The sequence below is a fragment of the Pseudobacter ginsenosidimutans genome (assembly GCF_007970185.1).
In the GTDB taxonomy this organism is placed as follows: domain Bacteria; phylum Bacteroidota; class Bacteroidia; order Chitinophagales; family Chitinophagaceae; genus Pseudobacter; species Pseudobacter ginsenosidimutans.
On record NZ_CP042431.1, the window covers coordinates 1,027,447 to 1,047,559 of the forward strand.

The following is a 20,113-nucleotide window of genomic DNA, read 5'->3' on the forward strand; positions in this document are numbered from 1 at the left end:
ACTATTCATTACCAATGAGCAAGATACTCGTTACCGGCGGTTGTGGCTATATAGGCTCTCACACAATCGTTGATCTGGTTGAAAATGGCTTTGATGTAATTTCTGTAGACAATAACTCAAGATCTACTCCACGCATTCTCGAAGGCATCGAAAAGATCACCGGTAAAAAAATTAAGAACTACAAAGTAGACCTCTGCAATTTCGACGATACATTCGCGATCTTCCAGGAGAACAGTGATATTTCCGGCATCATCCATTTTGCCGCTTACAAAGCTGTGGGCGAATCTGTGGAACAGCCACTGATGTATTTCGAGAACAACCTGGTTTCATTGATCAACCTGCTCAAATGCGTGCAGGAATTCAATATTCCACATTTCGTGTTCTCCTCTTCCTGCACCGTTTACGGAAACCCTGATGTGATCCCGGTTACAGAGGCAACGCCTCCAAAACCTGCTGAATCACCCTACGGCTATACCAAGCAAATGGGCGAACAGATCATCAACGAGTTTTCCAAAACAGCCCAGGCACAATGTGTGCTACTCCGTTACTTCAATCCGGTAGGCGCACATCCCAGCATCCTGATCGGCGAACTGCCCATCGGCAGACCCGCCAATCTCATCCCCGCCATCACACAAACAGCCATCGGCAAACTGCCACAGATGACCGTTCATGGCGCAGATTATGATACACGCGATGGAAGCTGCATCCGCGACTTCATCCATGTTAGTGATATCGCTCATGCACATACGCTCGCCATCAAATACCTGATCGAAGGCCGCAATTCAAAGCGCTGCGAAGTGTTCAACCTCGGCACCGGCAATGGCGTAACGGTGCTGGAAGCGATCAACGCATTTGAAAAAGTAAGCGGCGTAAAACTGAATTACGTGATCGGGCCCCGCCGCCCCGGCGATGTGATAGCCATTTATGCCAATAATGATTATGCTGTCAAATCACTGGGCTGGGATATCCGCTATGGTCTGGAAGACATGATGTCTACCGCCTGGAAATGGGAACAAAGGCTGAAGCTGGACGAAAAATTCTACCAGAGCAAGCCGGTTGACCTGAATTAACGAGACTTTCCTTTACTTTGCACCACCAAATTCATATCATGCTTAAAGATATTCAGTCCACAGGTAAGAAAGATACACGCAGCGGTTTTGGCGATGGCATTGTTGAAGCAGCACGCTCCAACCCAAATATTATCGCATTAACTGCTGACCTGGCCGGCTCTCTGAAGCTGAACCAGTTCATGAAGGAATTCCCTGAGCGTTTCATCCAGGTAGGAATTGCAGAAGCAAATATGATGGGCATCGCAGCCGGCCTCACCATCGGCGGCAAGATCCCCTTCACCACTACTTTCGCCAACTTCTCTACCGGCCGTGTGTACGACCAGATCCGTCAGTCAATCGCCTATTCCGGAAAGAATGTAAAGATCTGCGCATCTCACGCAGGCCTTACACTGGGAGAAGATGGCGCTACGCACCAGATCCTGGAAGATATCGGTATGATGAAAATGCTGCCTGGTATGACCGTGATCGTTCCATGCGATTACAACCAGACCAAACTCGCCACTATGGCTGTTGCTGAATACCAGGGACCAGTTTACCTGCGTTTCGGACGCCCATCCTGGCCAATCTTCACTGATCTGAATCAACCCTTCGTGATCGGTAAAGCACAGCAATTCTCCGAAGGAACCGATGTTTCCATCTTTGCCTGCGGACATATGGTATGGAAAGCGATCGAAGCCGGAAGAGCACTCGAAGATAAAGGCATCAGTGTTGAACTGATCAATATCCATACTATCAAGCCGCTTGATGAAGAGGCTGTTCTGAAATCTATCCGCAAAACAAAATGCGCGGTGACTGTTGAAGAACATAATGTGATCGGTGGATTGGGAGACAGCATTGCACAAGTGGCCAGCCGTCACTTCCCTGTGCCCATCGAATACGTTGGCACCAATGATACTTTTGGTGAAAGCGGAACACCAGATCAACTGCTGACCAAATATGGTTTGGATACACCTAATGTTATCGAAGCAGTAGAGAAAGTAATGAAGAGGAAATAATTCCTTTCAGAATATTTTAGAAAGAGCTGTACCGATGGTGCGGCTCTTTTTTATTGGTCAGATTAAGCAAACTGCAAATTAGAATTATTCGTATATGTAATCCATCAAGCAAGTGATATGCATATCGAGAATATTGTTACAGAATATAAGAGTCTCCGCAAAGTTCAAACAGGAGATGCAGGCTTTAGGACCTGGCAATAACTTGTGTGTCTCGCCAATGCACAAGGAGGAAAAATTTTTATTGGTATTGAGGACAAAGACAAAACACCACCGGCAGATCAGGCATTGAATGACGAGTTGGTCAATAACACCATAACCAGGCTTCGTACGCTTTGCTTTAATGTTGGTCTTACATGTAGTACAATTGAAACGCACAAAAGCGGTGGACAATTTTTCTCAATTGAAGTACACGCCACTTCCAAATCTTTGGCAACAACTTCTGACGGTAAGATTTTTATCAGAGTCGGAGATCAATGTCAGCCAGCAAGAAATGAAGACATCCAAAGGCTGGTGGGGGAAAAGAATGCTTTCAATTGGGAACTACATCCAACACAATTTTTGGTGGCGGAAATTCCAGCTCATAACCTTGAATGGTTTTCCAGAGAGATCAAATCTTCCAAAAGAGTAATACATAATATCAAAGACCTGTCAAACATTGAGATCGCTGAGCACTATCATCTGGTTGATAAGAATCGCTTGACCAACCTTGGCATCTTATGGTTGGGCACACCCTACCAAAGGTCCAGGCTCACTTACCCACTAACCATTCAATATATTGTCTATGATGAAACCGAGAATAAAGTGAGAAAATTGGACTGGCATGATCAAAGATTGAACCCCAAAGATGTCTTGTTGGATATAGAGCAAAAAGCCATTGAGCTGACATATTTTGACGAAATCCCACAGGGGCTTTTCAGGAAACAAATCAGACACTATGATGAAAAATTGATCCGGGAACTGCTCATTAATGCAATAGCTCATAAAGACTTTACCATCTCTGGTGACATTTTCATTAAAGTATTCAAAGATCGATTGGAAATAACGAATCCCGGCGGTCTGCCATTAGGTATTAATAAGAGTAATATTCTACATTCAACCAACAGACGAAATCCATACTTAATAAGAATCCTGCATGATCTTGAACTTATGGAAGGAGAAGGAACAGGATACAATCTGATGTATGAGATTGCCAGCCGGGATGGGAAGGCTTTTCCACTGCCGGAAACCGACTTCAATACAACAAGAGTTATTCAATCATCAGAAATACAGAACGAAGAGTCCATTCAATTGATTGAATATATTGCCGGGCATTTTGAACTTTCTCAAAAGGAGTTTATTGTCCTGGGTATTGTAATCAGAAACGGAAAGATATCTTCTGTGCACCTGACTGAAGAACTTCAATTGTCCGAAGAAGAAAGAATCAGGTCCTATGTTTCCAAACTCGTAGATCATTCGATATTGATTAGCAGAGGAGTTAAGAAAGGGCGAGAATACTTGATTAACCCCAAATTGATTGCCGATTCAAAAATCAATATAAAGCCAACACTAAAAATAATTGAACAACCCCGGCTGATCGCCCTGATTGAGGAAACACTGAAACTTCACTCAATCCTCTCCATCCAGGAATTGTTTGCCAGATTAGTTGATGTTCCGATTGAGGATATTAGAAAAGCCGTTTATAAAATGATCAAACACGGAACAATCGCTCAGGAAGGAGGAAAGAAAAACAGGAAGTATAAGATGGCAAAAAAAAAATAAACTGCTTTAAATTACAGTCTTTCGCGCTTTAACACATTGAATACCAGAACAAAGCTTTCAAAATAAATAAAAATAAACTAAGAACATCCTCCCATCCTTTAACAATACCTTGCCATTCAACCTTTTAAACCAATTACTGTATCTTTAATCCAATCTCTAACAAACAGCTAACCTATGGCGGTAACCACTCAGGACAGTGAACTGCTTACCCTTTTCCGTAACCCATCAACAAGGGAAAGCGCTTTTACTGCCATCATCAAAAAATACCAGGAGCGCCTGTACTGGCATGTCAGGCGAATAGTAGTAGAACACGAAGACGCCAACGACGTTTTGCAGAATGTGTTCATCAAAGTTTGGAAGGGCCTCGAGAATTTCCGGGAAGATGCACAGCTCTACACCTGGCTGTATCGTATTGCCACCAATGAATGCCTCAGCTATATGGAGCAACAGAAAAAAAGAACATCTGTTTCCCTTGATGAGGTAGAAAGCAATCTCGAAAACAAGATCAAAGCAGATAAAGACTTTGATGCCAATAAACTCGAATGGAAATTACAATTGGCCATTCAGCAACTACCTGAAAAGCAGAGGGTCGTTTTCTCATTGAGATATTATGATGAGATGCCTTACGAAGAAATGAGCCGCGTGCTGGAAACCTCAGAGGGCGCACTCAAAGCATCCTATCACCATGCCGTTAAAAAAGTGGAAGATTATATCCTGAACCATTAAACTTCTCTTAACAAATCAGGTCTATTAAGTGCTCATGGAAAGCAGTAACAACATATTAAAAGAATTGCAGGAAATAAGCCCGGTGCTGGCTTCCAGTTTCCCGCTGCCTGTGCCTTACAAAGTACCGGCAGACTATTTCGGACAACTGCCATCCGCTGCGCTGGCCGCTGCAAAAGCCGGATCAGACAATGCGGCCGATGAGCTGCAGGCCCTTTCGCCACTGCTGGGCAGCATTTCCAGAAAAACTCCCTATCAGTTACCGGAAGGTTATTTCGAGGGTCTTTCTGAAAATACACTGGCAGAAACAAAGGCAGTTGCTTTTGTTCAGGAAGAACTGGATGATTTCTCTCCTGTTCTTCATAACCTCAAAAATGCCCCGCTCTATGAAGTGCCTGCAGGTTATTTCGATCAACTCCCTGACATTATTCTGAGTAAGGTAAGATCAGAGCAGCCGGCCAAAGTGGTGAAGATGGCCAACCGCAATATCTTACGCAGATACATAGCCGCAGCCGCTGTTTTGGCCGTAATGATCACCGGAGCCTGGTGGTTTTTCCAGCCATCATCCGGAACCGAAAATCCAAAGACAACCGTAGCTATCCAGCAGGTGCCTGATGAGGAACTGGTCCGCTTCATAGATGATCAGTCGCTTGCTGCGGAGATCGCCGGTAACACGATAGCTTATACCGAATTTGATAACAATGACATGCATGATCTGCTGGCCGACGTTAGTGACGAAGAACTGCAACAGTACGTGGAAAAGAATGGCAGCATCATCAATGCTTATAATTAAGGAATAGATTATGAAACAGATTTTATCAATACTCTCTTTGTTCCTGGTACTCTGTTTTGCAGCTACAGCACAGAACGGTCCGGGCAAGAAGGATAGCGCCGGCAATAAGGTGGCGGCTATCAAGATCGCCTATCTCACCAGCAAATTGAACCTGTCGCCCGAAGAAGCACAGAAGTTCTGGCCCATTTATAACAAATATGCTGAAGAGCTCCGCAAAGTGCGTAATGATGCCAGGAAGAACAACACACCTGAACTGGAGGTGGAAGAGAAAGTGCTCGCCATCCGGAAAAAATACAATTCAGAATTCAGCAAAGCATTACCTCCTGAGAAAGTGAATGCTTTCTATAAAGCTGAAAAAGAGTTCGGCACCATGTTGAAAAAAGAATGGATGGAACGCAGGCAGAAGAAAGGAGAGAAAGGTGCCAGAGCTTCAGAATAAGAACAAGTCTCTACTCGTGTTTTTCATAGGTTAGCTATCAGGCTGCATCCAGGTTACGATGCAGCCTTTTTATTTTTATCAGAATTTGTATACGGGATTCTTCACGTCGTGGTAGAAAAGGAATGTCCATTTATTTTGTTCTCCTTCTTCCCACCATTGCTTGCGCAGTTCCATGGCTTTCTTTCCATCGAAATCATATTTGGCCACGAATTTACTTTTCATCTGATTGAGTTGTGGCGCATCATCAGCTCCGAAGAAAACGGTCTCTCCGCCATCAACAATACGAAACACCTGGTGGAATGGACTGTGCGCACCGGTGACTTCATATTTGATATACCCGTCTATCACACCATCGTCTTCAAGCCATTGTACCTGTGATGCATCGCGGAGGCATTCCAGCTCTTCAGTGATATAAGAAGGGAAACCAGTTTCAAAAGCGAATTCGAATTCTTTTCGCTGCACATAGTATTTCGCCTGGGGAAAGCTCAACTGCCGCGGTGCTGAAGCATCAGTAGGATGTACATCACTTACGGCGCCGGCATGATCTTTATGCAGGTGGCTCATCAGCACTTTCGTGATCTCGGAAGGGTTGATGCCATGCTCCATCAGGTTGCGATGCAATTGCAGTTTTCCATCTTTCTGGAAACCGAGGCCGGTATCGAGCAGCAGAATATCTTCAGAGGTGATCACTACAAATGGTTGCACTTCTACCAGGAGGCTTCCTGTTGGACGCGCCTGCAGGTCATCATTATCCAGGTCGAAAGGAACAAACAGTTTTGATTTGTCGATCGTAAACGAACCTTCACTGAGCGGAATAATTTTCATACACACTGTTTTTTGTTTCTAACGCAACACCATCTGTCTGTCTGCATCCAGTCTGATGAGGATGAACAGCATAATGGAGAACGAAAGTAAGGAAGTACCGCCATAACTGATCAATGGCAGGGGAATTCCGATCACAGGTGCGAGACCGATGGTCATACAAACGTTGATAGCAATATGGAAGAAGAAGACCGAAGCCACGCCATATGCGTAACAGCGGCTGAATACACTTCGTTGCCTTTCCGCGATGGTTACGATCCTCAGCAATAAGAAAAGATAAATACCCAATACAATAGCGCTGCCCACAAATCCGAAACCTTCTCCAATGGTACAGAAGATGAAATCCGTTCGCTGCTCCGGAACGAAATCGAAACGGGTTTGCGTTCCCTTGAGGAAACCCCGGCCAACAAAGCCGCCGCTACCGATTGCGATCTTACTCTGACGAACGTTGTAATCTGTATCTTTCTTCTTAACAGGAGCTGCTTCCTCTTCGCCTTCTACCGTATTGAGCGCCGCGTAAGGGTTCTCTTTACCGATAAGCGAGAAGATCCGCTCCACCTGGTGCTTCGCCAATACCTTGGTGAACAGGAATGGTACCACAAATCTTTGCACGCCCACACACCCTACCCAAATGCCCACAATCACGAACAACACAGCACGACTTCTCCGAATCTGTCTGCGCAATATATAAATAGCGCCGGCTGCAATGGCAGTTAAGATAATAGCAAGCACATCTTTATCCACGATCAGCGTAGCTACAACCAGCACCGCCAGTGAGAATCCAATGATCAGGTAACCTGGTGGCAAACCTTCGCGGAACATCACGAGGAAGAAAGAGAAGAACACCAGTGCAAGGCCAGTCTCTTTCTGCGCTATCGTGATCAGGGCCGGCAATACAACGATGGCAGCTGCAATGAGCTGTGACCGCGGCTTGCTGAAATCCGTTTCAACACGCGATAAATATTTCGCCAGCGCCATGTTCACAAAAACTTTCATCAACTCCGCCGGCTGCAGGTTGAACCCGCCGATACGGATGATAGATTCAGTTCCTTTCACTGCCGTGTGCAAGGGAAATACCAGCAGCAAAAGCAACATACCTACCGCATACCAGATATTGGCGGTTGCAGTAAAGAATTTACTATCGGTGAGCAGTATGAACAGCCCCAATACCATCGACACTATGAAAAAATAGAACTGCTTACTGTAATCTGTTTTGAAACCGAGAAAGGTTTGTATCACATTATCTCCATCGTGATAGGTAACGGAGAATATGCTCATCAGCCCGATGCCAACCAGCAGGAGGTATAACCAGAACATCACCCAGTCTACGCCTTTCGATATTGCAGGATTTCGTTGGTTCATGCCAGTTATGCGTTGAAGGGTTTGTTGAACAATCTCGGGTCAGGTACAATCATGGCAGTCCTGCGTTTTTCCCGCGAAGTAGGGAAAGGAGGACGGGAAGGATTGGTACGATAGAATTTCTTGATCTGTGAACTGTCTTTATAACGTTCAGCCCAGTTGAAGGCGCGGGCTGAATCTTCTACGTACTGCAGATACTTGATATAGCTGGGCATCAGGTTGGCATTTGCGATCCTGTCAACTTCTTTCATCCTTTCAGCAGGGATACTGTCTTTCAGGTAACGTTCCAGCATCAGGCCGGCTATAGGCGCCGCCCAGGTATTACCAAAGCCGCTGTTCTCCACTACTACCGCCAGCGCGATCTTCGGATCGTGGCGTGGCGCAAAACAAACGAACACGGAATTATCATCCAGCTTGATCCTTCTTCCCTGGATCACGCGATATTTTTCGGCAGTACCGGTTTTACCGCAGATCTCGATACCAGCCACTTTTGCACGACTCGCGGAGCCGTCTACCACCTGCTGCATACCAGACATAATGGCTTCATATGCTTCATCAGAGATATTGGTAAGCACTTCGTGTTTTTTCCTGAATTGCCTCATCATAGTATCCTCGGCATTTTCATCATCGATCTTCTGCACGAAGTGAGGCGTGAAATAATATCCTTTATTGGCAATGATGCACATGGCATTCGCCATTTGTAATGGTGTGGTCTGCATCATATCCTGACCAATGCCCAGCGTGAGGTTGGTGCAGCTGTTCCAGGAACCACGATACACGCGGTTGTACCGGGAGGTATCAGGGATCAGTCCGGCCTGCTCACTTACCAGGTCAACACCTGTACGTTCACCAAGCCCGAAATGGTTCATATATTCCTTCCATTTTTCGTACCCCTTCTTCACATTACCATATTTGGGATTGTCCACCGTATTTCTGTACACCTGAACAAAATAGGAGTTGCATGAATTGGCAATGGCCAGTCGCAGGTTGGCTGCGTGGCCGGGATTGCTGTGTGTACAGGCAGGTTTGCCATGTCCGCAACCATAATACCTGCCTCCGCAATTGTATCCGTAACTCGGAGTGATCACGCCTTCGTTCAGCGCTACAAGTCCACCCAATGGTTTGAATGTTGAACCAGGTTCATATAAACCGGCAATAGCTCTGTTGAGCAATGGGCCTGCTACATCCAGCGCCAGTTGTCCGTAATTCTTTTGTTTGTTGGAACCGGTAAGACTGTTGGGATCATAAGTAGGTCCGGAAGCCATGGCCAGTATACCGCCGGTTTTTGGATCGATGGCTACAACAGCGCCCACTTTGTTACGGATCAGTTTTTCTGCCAGCACCTGGAGATCGATATCTATATAGGTACGAAGATTTCTTCCGGCGATGGCAGCTGTATCGAAGATGCCGTTCTCGTAGCTTCCTACAAGTCGGTTCTTATTGTCTTTGATCAGGTATTCCACACCACGCTGTCCCATGAGCACCTGTTCATAATATGCTTCGATGCCCGACCTGCCAACGTAGTCGCCCATGCGATAATAACCTCCGGAACGTTTGATAATGGAAGAATCAGCTTCACCGATATATCCCATGATATGTGCGCCTGCATTGTAGGGATAAACACGCACAGGTCTTTCGATGAGCGCAAAGCCGGGGAATTTCCAGATATTTTCATCCAAACGAGCATGGAGCTCGGGTGTGAGAAGGCCCTGGAAAATGGAAGGACGATAAGGCCCATTCTTGAACCTTGCTTCCAGCATACGTTTGCGGTACTCAGCTGTATCGATGCTGAGGATCTCGCAGAGGCCGAATGTATCTGTTTTACGTGCCTCATTGGGTGTAACCACCAGGTCAAACATGATGGTATTGTTGAGAATGGGTCTTCCCTTACGATCGTAAATGATCCCGCGGTCGGGATATTTCACTTTCGGGAATACGGCATTGTCCATAGCAAGCTGCTTGTATTTCCCTGATAATATCTGCAGATTGAATAACTGTACGATAATGATGAGGAATACACCAACGAAGATGAGACGGATGATATTACTGCGCGACTGATTAAATAGAGCCATAGGATTGGCAGATCAATATACAAAAATAAGAACCAACCTGAAAGTATCCAGTACAATTAACAAATCCTGCATTAAGCGGAATTGGTCCTGAATTTCTCTTTTCTGTAAAACAGCAGTTCAGTGATCATGATCAACAACAGGCTGATACCGGTTGTTGCCACCACCTTACCCAAGAGGAAAATAAATGATTTCACCGATAGCCATTCCAGCAATACCAGGTAGAAATTATGTATAAAAGTTAGGATCAGAACATAGGTAGCATAGGGCGCCCATCCCATACTGGTGGGGGAAGGCGATTTATAGCTTTTATCAGCTCCTTCCTGCGGGATCAGGATATTGATCAGGAAGGGCCTCAGATATCCGATGAGCACGCAGGGTGCAGCATGAAGACCCGGAGTTTTTGTAAAGAAATCCAGTGAAAGCCCCAGCAGGAAAGATACCAGTGTAACAGCTATCCTCGGCATATTGAAGGGCAACCAGAGAATGTAGAGGAAATACAGGTAGGCCACCACAAAACTGTGGATCGGTGGAATACGGAACAACACGTATACCTGTATCAGGATAAACAGGAAGAACCGGATAATATTTCTGACGAGATCACTCATTGATTCTTTTTTACTGCCTCTTCTAATTTCTTTTGTTCATCAGCCTGCAGATTTTCGATCACCAATGCATGCTCAACACTGCCGAAATTGGTGGCAGGCTTGAGTTTGAGGGTGTAGAAATTGCTGGATTTATCGTTCATGATTTCCATTACTGTGCCAATCAGGATTCCCTGGGGGAAATAGGTTCCGTACTGGCTGGTAACGATACTGTCGCCTTTTTGAATGGGTACGCTTTTCGGAAGGTTATTGATGAAGATAGTGGAAGGGCTTTTACCGTCCCAGTACACCTGACCTGTTTCTCCGCTTTTCTTCACACGGCCGCTGATGCGGCTTTGCAGGTGGAGCAGGCTCATTACAACAGAGTAGTTATCGCCTGTGTTCACCACCACACCCATTACGCCATCGGGGCTGATCACGCCCATATCTTTTCTCACACCTTGTTTTTCTCCGCGGTGGAGTGTGAAATAGTTGTTGGGGAAGATGAGATAGCGGTTCACCACTTTCGCATCACGGTACAAATATTTGCGGCGGATGCCGGTAGTATCATAAGGGATGGAGTCCATCCTGAAAGTTGTGCTGGTATCGGCCACTTCAAAATCCTGTTTGAGCAGGTTCCTGAGCATGGCGTTTTCCTGTACCAGGCTTTCATTGGTCTTTTTGAGATGGAAGTAGTATTCAACGTTATTGTAGCGTTTGCTGATCTTACCCGTAATATCATTGGCAACGCCCATAAATGCTGCTTCATGGAATTCATTGTAATGAAACAGCATATACAGCGCGGTAATCTGCATCACCAGGAAGAAAAAGAAATTGAAGAATTTTCTGATGAAGAGAAAAATGTTACGCAAAGGAGGTAAGTTTTAAAAGTCCTAACGCATTACAAACGGATAGTGCTCGTAGTTCTTCAGGGCCAGGCCGGTTCCGCGAACAACGCTTTTCAGAGGATCGTCTGCCACGTGGACAGGCAGTTTGATCTTTTGGCTGAGGCGTTTATCGAGGCCACGGAGCAGGGCGCCACCTCCGGTGAGGTAAAGGCCTCTGCGATAGATATCGGCAGCCAGCTCGGGCGGCGTCATTTCCAGGGCTTTGAGGATGGCTTCTTCGATCTTGAAGATGCTCTTGTCCAGCGCTTCCGCGATTTCCTGGTAGCTCACCATGATCTGTTTGGGGATACCGGTTACGAGGTCGCGGCCGTTTACGGGGATATCATCAGGCGGGTTGTCGAGGTCCTTCATGGCGGCACCGATATTGATCTTGATCTGTTCGGCGGTACGTTCACCAATAAGGAGGCTATGGTAGCGGCGGAGGGCTTCCATGATATCCGCGGTGAATTCGTCACCTGCGATACGGATACTCTGGTCGCACACGATACCGGCCAGTGCAATCACTGTGATGCCGGTAGTACCACCACCTATGTCGATGATCATGTTACCAACTGGTTCTTCTACATCAATCCCGATACCGAGGGCAGCTGCCATGGGCTCATGGATCAGGTACACTTCTTTGGCTCCTGCCTGCTCCGCACTGTCGCGAACAGCACGTTTCTCCACCTCTGTGATGCTGCTTGGAATGCAGATCATCATCCTCCAGCTTGGGGGGAAGAGGGGCTTCTTGGGATACACCATTTTGATGAGTTCACGGATCATCAGCTCGGCAGCATTGAAGTCCGCGATCACACCATCCTTCAGGGGACGGATCGTGCGGATGCTCTCGTGCGTTTTCTCGTGCATCATCAGGGCCTTCTTCCCTACCGCCAATACATTTTTCAGATTATTACGGTCCAACGCCACAATACTCGGTTCATTCACCACTACCTCATCGTTATGTATAATCAGGGTGTTAGCGGTACCCAGGTCAATCGCGATCTCTTGGGTGAAAAAGTTGAATAAGCCCATTTTGAAAGGTCAGATTTTTGGATTGAAAGTTATGCCTGCAAAATTGAATTAAATAATCGATAATAACAAAGTGTAATCACAGCGAAACTATGATCCGGACAGTAATTTTTCAACAAGTGTGGATACCAGCGAAACCTGTATCCTTTCCATGCACTAACGCCACTTACTACCGTAAATTGTATTTTGAAAAGTATTTCATTTTTCTGACAATTGCATTACTATTCACGGAGAAAAATCAACGCACATGAAAAAACTTATCCTTGCTCTCTTCATCATCTTCTTTTCTTCACTCCTGGTGCAGTCTCAGGAGAAAAAAGTTCCTTACGGCAACAATCCTGCCACAGGCAAATATTACGAGCTCAGAGGAATAAAAATCTATACTGAAGTGTACGGGACCGGAGAGCCATTATTGGTGATCCACGGCAATGGCGGATCCATAGCGGATTTCAGCCTTCAGATACCATACTTCGAGAAAAACTATAAAGTGATTCTCGCAGATAATCGCGCACAAGGTAAGACCCGCGACAATGGCGATTCACTCACATACGAAATGATGGCAGACGATTATGACGCATTGCTCACGGCAATGGGTATCGACTCTGCCAATGTGATAGGTTGGAGCGATGGCGGTATCAACAGTCTGCTGCTGGCTATCCGTCATCCCAAAAAAGTGAAAAAAATGGCATTCACCGGTGCCAACCTGGTGCCGGACTCGACGGCCGTCTACAAGGATGTAGCCGAACTTGTACAACCGATGTACGAAAACGCCATGAAGAACAAAGACAAACTATCCTCCAAAACCTCCTGGAAACTGATGAAGCTGCTGGTGGAACAACCCAATATCCCGCTCACCGATCTGCAAACCATCCAATGCCCCACTCTCGTGATTGCCGGAGATCATGATGTGATCAGGGTGGAGCACACCGTTCAGATCTTTACGAATATTCCCAAAGCAAATCTTTGGATCCTCCCAAACTCAGGCCACGCAACACCTATAGCGTATAAAGATGAATTCAATGCTGTAGTGGACCGGTTCTTTAAGACAACTTACAGGGAGATAAATAGCAAGGCGAGATTCTATTAGAAACGAAGAAGTCGACAAATTTAACACACAGTATTAAAATTGTCGACTTCCGAATAAATTACATTTTTCTATTTCTGCACAAATCCAAGCCTCACTTCCATGGCTTTGCTCAGTTCGGGCAGTCTTCTTCTTTCAATGAGAAAACTGGTCAGCCTGGCGATCTCTGCAAACACGTAATGCTTGTCCAGTGCACCTTTCAGGTACTCTTTACCTGTGCTGCCACCAGTACCGATACGGGTTCCGATGATGCGGTGCACCATACTCATATGCCGGTATCGCCAGGTGCTCATCTGTTCATCGATCTCCAGCAGGTTATTCAATAACTGGAAAGGCAATTGCAAAATGGGATAACCACGGTACAACATGATGAAAAGTGCAGCGCGACTTGCACGGGGGCTCAGTTGATTTTCTTCACTGGCAGATGAATCCAGGAACACTTTATCGAAATAAGCTTTGTTGGCATTCTCTGCTTCAGCAAGACTGCCGGAATACAACTGGCGGTAATCAGCCCAAAACTGGTGCAGGCCTGTATTTCCGGGATCGGCGCCGAGGGATTTGTATTCAGCCCAGAGACTTCCTTCTTCGAAGAATGGCATTCTCTCCAACCAGCCATTCAACAATTGAAGCAGGCTCTTTTGTGATTCTGCCTTCTTGATGATGTCTATCTGTTGCTGACGCAGCTGTGAAATATAATATTCCTGACCATGACGATGCTGATATTTCAATCCCAGCCTGGCTTCCAGCTCTTTAAACTGCCAGCTCTGAAAACCGGATGCAGGACGAAGCATATCCCTGAAGTCCAGGAAATCCATAGGAGTCATCGTTTCCATGATATCGATCTGGTGCACCAGCACTTTCAGAATAGATACCACCCTGTTCAGGCGATGCACCACGGTTTGGAGGCCGGGGGAATTATCGTTCACAGGTTTTTCCATGATCTCCGCCACCGAATTCACTTCAAACAAGAGTTGCTTGAACCAGAGCTCATAAGTCTGGTGAATAACGATGAACAACATCTCGTCATGCGCATGCTGATTGAGCTTGTCACTTTCCAGGAACTGGGCGTCGAGGATCTTGTCCAGTTCCAGATAATCATTGTAGTGTACTTCTTTCATATAGCTTAAAACGTTTATCAGAACTCGTAACCAATATCGTTGCGGTAGTACATGCCTTCATAAGAGATCTGCTCCAGGGCTTTCCTGGATTTGCCTACAGCTTCTTTGATGGAATTACCATAAGATGTAACGCAGAGTACACGTCCACCGGCGGTTTCAGTGATGCCATTGCGGATACCCGTACCGGCATGGAACAACAGACTGTCAGCAGGCAGTGTATTATCAAGACCATTGATGGGAAGACCTTTCTTATAATCTCCGGGGTAGCCGCCACTCACCGCCATCACGGTGCAGGCTACACGAGGATCCTGCTCCACTTTCAATTGCGCCAGTGTGCCATTGTCGGCAGCCAGTAACATTTCCACCAGGTCAGAAGCCAGTCGTGGCATTACCACTTCCGTTTCCGGATCGCCCATCCGGCAGTTGTATTCGATCACGTAAGGATCGTTGCCCACTTTGATGAGACCGAAGAATACAAATCCTTTATAATCGAAATTCTCTTTTTCAAGTCCTTTCACGGTTGGATCGATGATCTGCTCCACCACTTTCTTCATGAAGCTCTGGTCAGCAAAAGGCACAGGACTTACAGCGCCCATCCCGCCTGTGTTCAGGCCGGTATCACCTTCTCCGATACGCTTGTAGTCCTTTGCTTCGGGAAGCAATGCATAGGATTTACCGTCTGTGAGAACGAATACACTCAGCTCGATACCGGAGAGAAAAGCTTCCACCACCACTTTTTTGCTGGCTTCGCCGAATTTGCTTTGCTGGATCATCTGCTCAAATTCGCTCACGGCTTCTTCTGTGGTTTGACAGATGAGGACGCCCTTGCCGGCGGCAAGTCCATCTGCTTTCAACACCACCGGCAATGCATGTTGCTTCAGATACTCAACACCATCATTGAAGTTGGATGCATCAAACTCGCGGTAAGCTGCAGTGGGAATATTATGACGTTGCATGAACTGTTTGGCGAATGCCTTGCTGCCTTCGAGTTGTGCAGCGTACTGCGATGGTCCGATGATCACTACCTGTTTCAGGCTTTCATCTTTCCTGAAGAAATCTGTGATGCCCTTAACCAGTGGTTCTTCGGGACCAACAAGCACCAGGCCGATCCCATTCTTCAAAACAAAATCCTTCACAGCAGGAAAGTCTGTGGCCGAGAGCGCCACATTGGTGCCGCACTGTGCGGTGCCGGCATTACCCGGGGCAATGAATAACTGATCACAATGAGCACTCTGCACCAGTTTCCAGGCCAGTGCATGTTCGCGGCCGCCAGAGCCAAGTAGTAAAATATTCATATATTATTATGCTATCCTTTTTTGACCGTGCGAATTTCGGTATTCACCCTTGATTTGGCGAATTTTATTGATGAATCCGGCACTATGGTGAATTTTTCACTATTTTACGCCGCTAAAATGGATCGGACACAGCCGGAGGGCGGTTTGCAGCGGGATCGTGTATCCCACAACACGTAGGCCTTATTCAGAAAATTGACTACTCTCCGGGGTCTGAAGCACGATCCACAACGATTGCAACACCCAAAATCCATTATATGAATTCACCCGCTGCGGGAAATCCGGGAAAGCATCCCAAAGGATTATTTGTTTTATTTTTTACAGAAATGTGGGAACGATTCAGTTACTATGGCATGCGCGCGCTGCTGGTACTGTACGTTGTTAACGGTCTGATGATGACAGATGGCTACGCCAACGATGGCGTATACGGCAGCTACACCGGACTTGCATTTCTTACTCCTTTATTGGGTGGATATTTTGCCGACAGGCTCTGGGGCAACCGCCGGTCAATAGTTGTAGGCGGATTCATGATGGCCGCCGGTCAGTTGCTGATGTTCTTCAGTGCATCGGTGTATACCAATGTTCCCCTCGCCCATACTATCATGTGGGTTGGCCTGGCAGTACTTTCGCTGGGTACCGGCTTCTTCAAACCGAATATCTCCAGCATGGTGGGCCATCTGTATCCGAAAGGAGACAAAAGGCTCGACTCTGCTTATACCATATTCTATATGGGCATCAACCTGGGCGCCTTCATCGGCCCACTGGTCTGCGGTGGTTTGGGAAACCTGTACGACGAAAACAAGAACCCGATCCCCGAAGCTTTCAAATGGGGCTTCATGGCTGCAGCAGTGGCGATGGTTTTCGGTACAGTATTCTTCATTTTCCTCAAGAACAAATATGTTGTGGACCCCGAAGGCAATGGCATAGGTATCGGTCCCAATAAGAACAATATCAAAAATGAAGAAGGACTCAAGCGCGAAAGCAACAAGTCTTCATTTGCTTCAGTGGCCTTATGGGCTGCAATCGGATTGACGATGTTCTTTGTATTCAGGTATGTTGGTGATCTCGACTATATCGGTTGCTTTATTTTCAGTGTTGCGATCGCTGTATCAGGACTGATCCTTTTCGATCAATCTCTCACTCCTTCTGAAAGAGGCAGGGTGATAGTCATATTCATATCTGCTTTCTTTGTGATCTTCTTCTGGGCTGCGTTTGAACAGGCCGGCTCTTCACTCACGCTTTTTGCAGAAAGGAATACCAACCGGAGCTATGAAGTGCATACCAGCATGGGCAATGTGATCCTGTTCATTCTGGCCATTGCTGTGGTGCTGTATTATTTCCTGCAAAGGATGATGGACATCCCTTCTGAATTGAAAAAACTATTTGCAGGGCTGGCCATTGCCGCGGTGATTCTTGCTATATATTATTATATACAAGGCACTGCTTATGACCTGAAAGAAATCCCTGCAAGCTGGTTCAACAGTGTGAACTCCATGTGGCTGATCCTGACGGCTCCTTTCCTCAGCCAGCTCTGGCAATTCCTGGGTAAACACAATATGGAGCCAAGCTCGCCCAAAAAACAATCTTTCGGTCTCTTACTGCTGGCAGCAGGTTATCTGCTCATCGCTTATGGCGTGAAAGATGTTGTGGGCACTGTAAGTATGATGTGGTTGCTGGGTCTTTACTTCCTGCATACAGTAGGTGAGCTTTGTTTGTCGCCCATCGGTCTTTCACTGGTTAACAAACTGGCGCCTGCCCGTTTCACTTCTATCCTGATGGGTGTATGGTTCCTGTCGAATGCGGTTGCGAACAAGTTCGGTGGCCGACTCGGTGCACTTTTACCCAGCCAGGGCCCTACCCAATTCCTCGGTTACCAAATCAACAACCTATACGATTTCTTCATGCTGTTTGTGGTGATGAGCGCTATTGCTGCGGCATTGCTCTTTTCGCTGTCCTACTGGATGGAAAAAAGAATGGGTACAGTGAAATAGGTTTCTAAATTCAACGCTAAACTATGTCAGAACAAAAGTTTCAACCTTTCGTACCGGCCGACATGAAGATGGCGGAGTTCACCTTCAAATCTGTGATAACAGGGGCGATCTTCGGTATCATCTTCGGTGCAGCAACTGTGTATCTCGCGCTGAAAGCGGGTTTGACCGTATCAGCATCCATTCCCATCTCCGTGATGGCCATCACGCTCAGCCGTCTCTTCCTCAAAACCACCATCCTGGAGAACAATATCATCCAGACCACTGGTAGTGCAGGAGAGAGCATTGCCGCCGGTGTGGTGTTCACGCTTCCCGGTTTCCTCTTCCTGAGTGATCCCAGCAGCGCTGATTATTTCAACTATTTCACTATCCTCATCCTCGCGGTACTCGGTGGTTTCCTCGGAACCCTGATGATGATCCCCCTCCGTCGTCCTTTGATCGTGAAAGAACATGGCAATCTTCCTTATCCTGAAGGAACTGCCTGTGCTTCTGTACTCAAGGCCGGTGAGAAGGGTGGCGACTTTGCCAAAACAGCTTTCCTGGGTCTGGGTGTTGCCGTGGTGTATGCCTTCTTTCAGAAGATCCTTCACCTGATTGCGGAAACACCTTACTTCATGACCAAACAGGCCAATAAATATTTCCCTTCTGCAAAACTGAGCGGTGAGATCACGCCTGAATACCTGGGTGTTGGTTATATTGTTGGTCCGAAGATCGGTGGCGTACTGGTTGCCGGTTCCGTTCTTTGCTGGTTCGTATTCATTCCCCTGCTGGCCTCATTGGTAGATCCAATGGCGATTGCTACGCAGTTGCATAAGATCGGTTACCTGAAAGATATTGCTGTAGCAGGTGGCGCAGGCAACTGGGACCCTGTAAATAAAACTTTCGGTGATTTCTCACAGGCTATCTATCTCGCCTATGTTCGCCAGATCGGTGCGGGCGCTGTAGCAGCCGGTGGTTTCATCATGCTGATCAAAACTATCCCAACGATCATTTCATCTTTCAAAGGCAGCTTCGGTTCCCTGAAAGATAAAACCGGTACAGGTGAAGTAGAACGCACCGATAAAGACCTTTCCATGAAAGTGGTTGGCTTCGGCGTTCTTGGCCTGATTGTGTTGATCACTTTACTCAATGCTATCCCTGGTGATGGCTTCCTGAGCAAACTCATGATCGGTATCCTCGTTGTGATCTTTGGTGCATTCTTCGTTACGGTATCCAGCCGCATCGTAGGTTTGATCGGTTCTTCCAATAACCCTATCAGCGGTATGACCATCGCAACCATCATGGGTACCTGCTTAGTGTTCATCGCAGTGGGCTGGACTGGTAAAGTGTATGAGCCAATGGCGCTGGTAGTTGGAGGTCTGATCTGTATCGCTGCCGCCAATGCCGGTAACACATCCCAGGATTTGAAGACCGGTTACATAGTAGGTGCAACGCCAAAATTCCAGCAGCTTTCATTATTTGTAGGTGCGATCGTTTCTTCCATCGTTATCGGTCTTACCATCAAAGTACTGGATACTCCTACTCCTGCAATGATAAAAGATGGCATTGAGCACGCCATTGGTACACCCGGATTGTCTGCTCCCCAGGGCACCCTGATGGCCACACTGATCAAAGGTATCCTCGGTGGTGATCTCGACTGGCAGTTCGTTCTGGTTGGCGTATTCATCGCCATCTTCATAGAGCTTTGCGGAATCAAAGCATTGTCTTTTGCTATCGGTATCTACCTGCCACTGGCTACCACACTTCCTATCTTCATCGGTGGTATGATCCGTGGTATCGTAGACAGAAGGAAAAAGAAGAAAGGCGATCTGATTGAAGGTGCCGAAGAGGACCTTCAGAAAGGTAACCTCTTTGCAACAGGTCTAGTTGCCGGTGGTGCCATCGCCGGTGTGATCGTGGCATTCTTATCTGCGAATACTGGTATCCGTGAGGGACTCGAAAAGATCAGTGTTGAACATGGCCTCTCTGCAAGCCTTGGCCAGACTGGTTACTATCTCCTCGGCGCCGGCTTCTTTGCACTGATGGGTTATATCCTGTACAGAGTAGGTATGAAGAAAACAGTGACACTGTAATCTTTTTTACCTCAATTATATTGCAAATGCG

Annotated in this window: 17 protein-coding genes; 9 read left to right on the top strand and 8 right to left on the bottom strand. The window is 46.7% G+C overall.

Annotated elements, in window-relative coordinates; all coding sequences use genetic code 11:
* Positions 1 to 14: 14 nt before the first annotated feature.
* The 6 genes from galE to FSB84_RS04060 all read left to right on the top strand — a co-directional run bounded on the left by galE (position 15) and on the right by FSB84_RS04060 (position 5,778).
* Complete coding sequence (gene galE, locus FSB84_RS04035) at positions 15 to 1,070, top strand: UDP-glucose 4-epimerase GalE (RefSeq protein ID WP_130542785.1); 1,056 nt, start codon at positions 15 to 17, stop codon at positions 1,068 to 1,070.
* Positions 1,071 to 1,108: 38 nt separating this feature from the next.
* Positions 1,109 to 2,065, top strand: a complete 957-nt coding sequence (locus FSB84_RS04040) for a transketolase family protein (RefSeq protein ID WP_192909898.1) — start codon at positions 1,109 to 1,111, stop codon at positions 2,063 to 2,065.
* A 204-nt stretch (positions 2,066 to 2,269) separates the two neighbouring features.
* Entirely contained in the window at positions 2,270 to 3,823 is a 1,554-nt protein-coding gene (locus FSB84_RS04045; RefSeq protein WP_207234296.1) for an ATP-binding protein, read from the top strand.
* A gap of 174 nt (positions 3,824 to 3,997) precedes the next feature.
* Entirely contained in the window at positions 3,998 to 4,549 is a 552-nt protein-coding gene (locus FSB84_RS04050) for an RNA polymerase sigma factor (RefSeq protein ID WP_130542784.1), read from the top strand.
* 34 nt (positions 4,550 to 4,583) lie between these two features.
* Positions 4,584 to 5,339 carry a hypothetical protein gene (locus tag FSB84_RS04055; RefSeq protein WP_130542783.1) on the top strand — a complete coding sequence of 252 codons (756 nt, stop codon included), beginning with the start codon at positions 4,584 to 4,586 and terminating at the stop codon, positions 5,337 to 5,339.
* Positions 5,340 to 5,349: 10 nt separating this feature from the next.
* Entirely contained in the window at positions 5,350 to 5,778 is a 429-nt protein-coding gene (locus FSB84_RS04060; RefSeq protein ID WP_130542782.1) for a hypothetical protein, read from the top strand.
* 78 nt (positions 5,779 to 5,856) lie between these two features.
* Here FSB84_RS04060 and FSB84_RS04065 read toward each other — a convergent pair whose 3' ends face one another.
* The 6 genes from FSB84_RS04065 to FSB84_RS04090 all read right to left on the bottom strand — a co-directional run bounded on the left by FSB84_RS04065 (position 5,857) and on the right by FSB84_RS04090 (position 12,531).
* Positions 5,857 to 6,603 carry an MBL fold metallo-hydrolase gene (locus FSB84_RS04065; protein ID WP_130542781.1) on the bottom strand — a complete coding sequence of 249 codons (747 nt, stop codon included), beginning with the start codon at positions 6,601 to 6,603 and terminating at the stop codon, positions 5,857 to 5,859.
* 18 nt (positions 6,604 to 6,621) lie between these two features.
* Complete coding sequence (gene rodA, locus FSB84_RS04070) at positions 6,622 to 7,962, bottom strand: rod shape-determining protein RodA (RefSeq protein WP_130542780.1); 1,341 nt, start codon at positions 7,960 to 7,962, stop codon at positions 6,622 to 6,624.
* A 5-nt stretch (positions 7,963 to 7,967) separates the two neighbouring features.
* A complete protein-coding gene (mrdA, locus tag FSB84_RS04075; RefSeq protein ID WP_130542779.1) occupies positions 7,968 to 10,031 on the bottom strand; it encodes a penicillin-binding protein 2 in 2,064 nt (687 codons plus the stop codon).
* A gap of 71 nt (positions 10,032 to 10,102) precedes the next feature.
* Entirely contained in the window at positions 10,103 to 10,636 is a 534-nt protein-coding gene (locus tag FSB84_RS04080; RefSeq protein WP_130542778.1) for a rod shape-determining protein MreD, read from the bottom strand.
* Positions 10,633 to 11,484 carry a rod shape-determining protein MreC gene (gene mreC / locus FSB84_RS04085; protein ID WP_130542777.1) on the bottom strand — a complete coding sequence of 284 codons (852 nt, stop codon included), beginning with the start codon at positions 11,482 to 11,484 and terminating at the stop codon, positions 10,633 to 10,635. Before mreC ends, FSB84_RS04080 begins: the two co-directional genes overlap by 4 nt.
* 21 nt (positions 11,485 to 11,505) lie before the next feature.
* Positions 11,506 to 12,531, bottom strand: coding sequence for a rod shape-determining protein (locus tag FSB84_RS04090; RefSeq protein ID WP_127128664.1), 1,026 nt, complete (start codon positions 12,529 to 12,531; stop codon positions 11,506 to 11,508).
* A 244-nt stretch (positions 12,532 to 12,775) separates the two neighbouring features.
* Here FSB84_RS04090 and FSB84_RS04095 point away from each other — a divergent pair, with 244 nt between their 5' ends.
* A complete protein-coding gene (locus FSB84_RS04095) occupies positions 12,776 to 13,615 on the top strand; it encodes an alpha/beta fold hydrolase (protein ID WP_130542776.1) in 840 nt (279 codons plus the stop codon).
* A gap of 68 nt (positions 13,616 to 13,683) precedes the next feature.
* Here the strand turns inward: FSB84_RS04095 and FSB84_RS04100 are convergent, their stop codons facing one another.
* Together FSB84_RS04100 and purD are read right to left on the bottom strand one after the other, a co-directional pair.
* The gene (locus FSB84_RS04100) at positions 13,684 to 14,730 is read right to left on the bottom strand and encodes a tryptophan 2,3-dioxygenase (protein ID WP_130542775.1); all 1,047 of its coding nucleotides are present in this window, start codon (positions 14,728 to 14,730) and stop codon (positions 13,684 to 13,686) included.
* Positions 14,731 to 14,747: 17 nt separating this feature from the next.
* Entirely contained in the window at positions 14,748 to 16,025 is a 1,278-nt protein-coding gene (purD, locus tag FSB84_RS04105; RefSeq protein ID WP_130542774.1) for a phosphoribosylamine--glycine ligase, read from the bottom strand.
* Positions 16,026 to 16,279: 254 nt separating this feature from the next.
* Between purD and FSB84_RS04110 the strand changes: the two genes are divergently transcribed.
* Together FSB84_RS04110 and FSB84_RS04115 are read left to right on the top strand one after the other, a co-directional pair.
* Complete coding sequence (locus tag FSB84_RS04110) at positions 16,280 to 18,013, top strand: peptide MFS transporter (protein ID WP_130542773.1); 1,734 nt, start codon at positions 16,280 to 16,282, stop codon at positions 18,011 to 18,013.
* A 23-nt stretch (positions 18,014 to 18,036) separates the two neighbouring features.
* Positions 18,037 to 20,082, top strand: coding sequence for an OPT family oligopeptide transporter (locus tag FSB84_RS04115; RefSeq protein ID WP_130542772.1), 2,046 nt, complete (start codon positions 18,037 to 18,039; stop codon positions 20,080 to 20,082).
* The last annotated feature ends 31 nt before the right edge of the window (positions 20,083 to 20,113 follow it).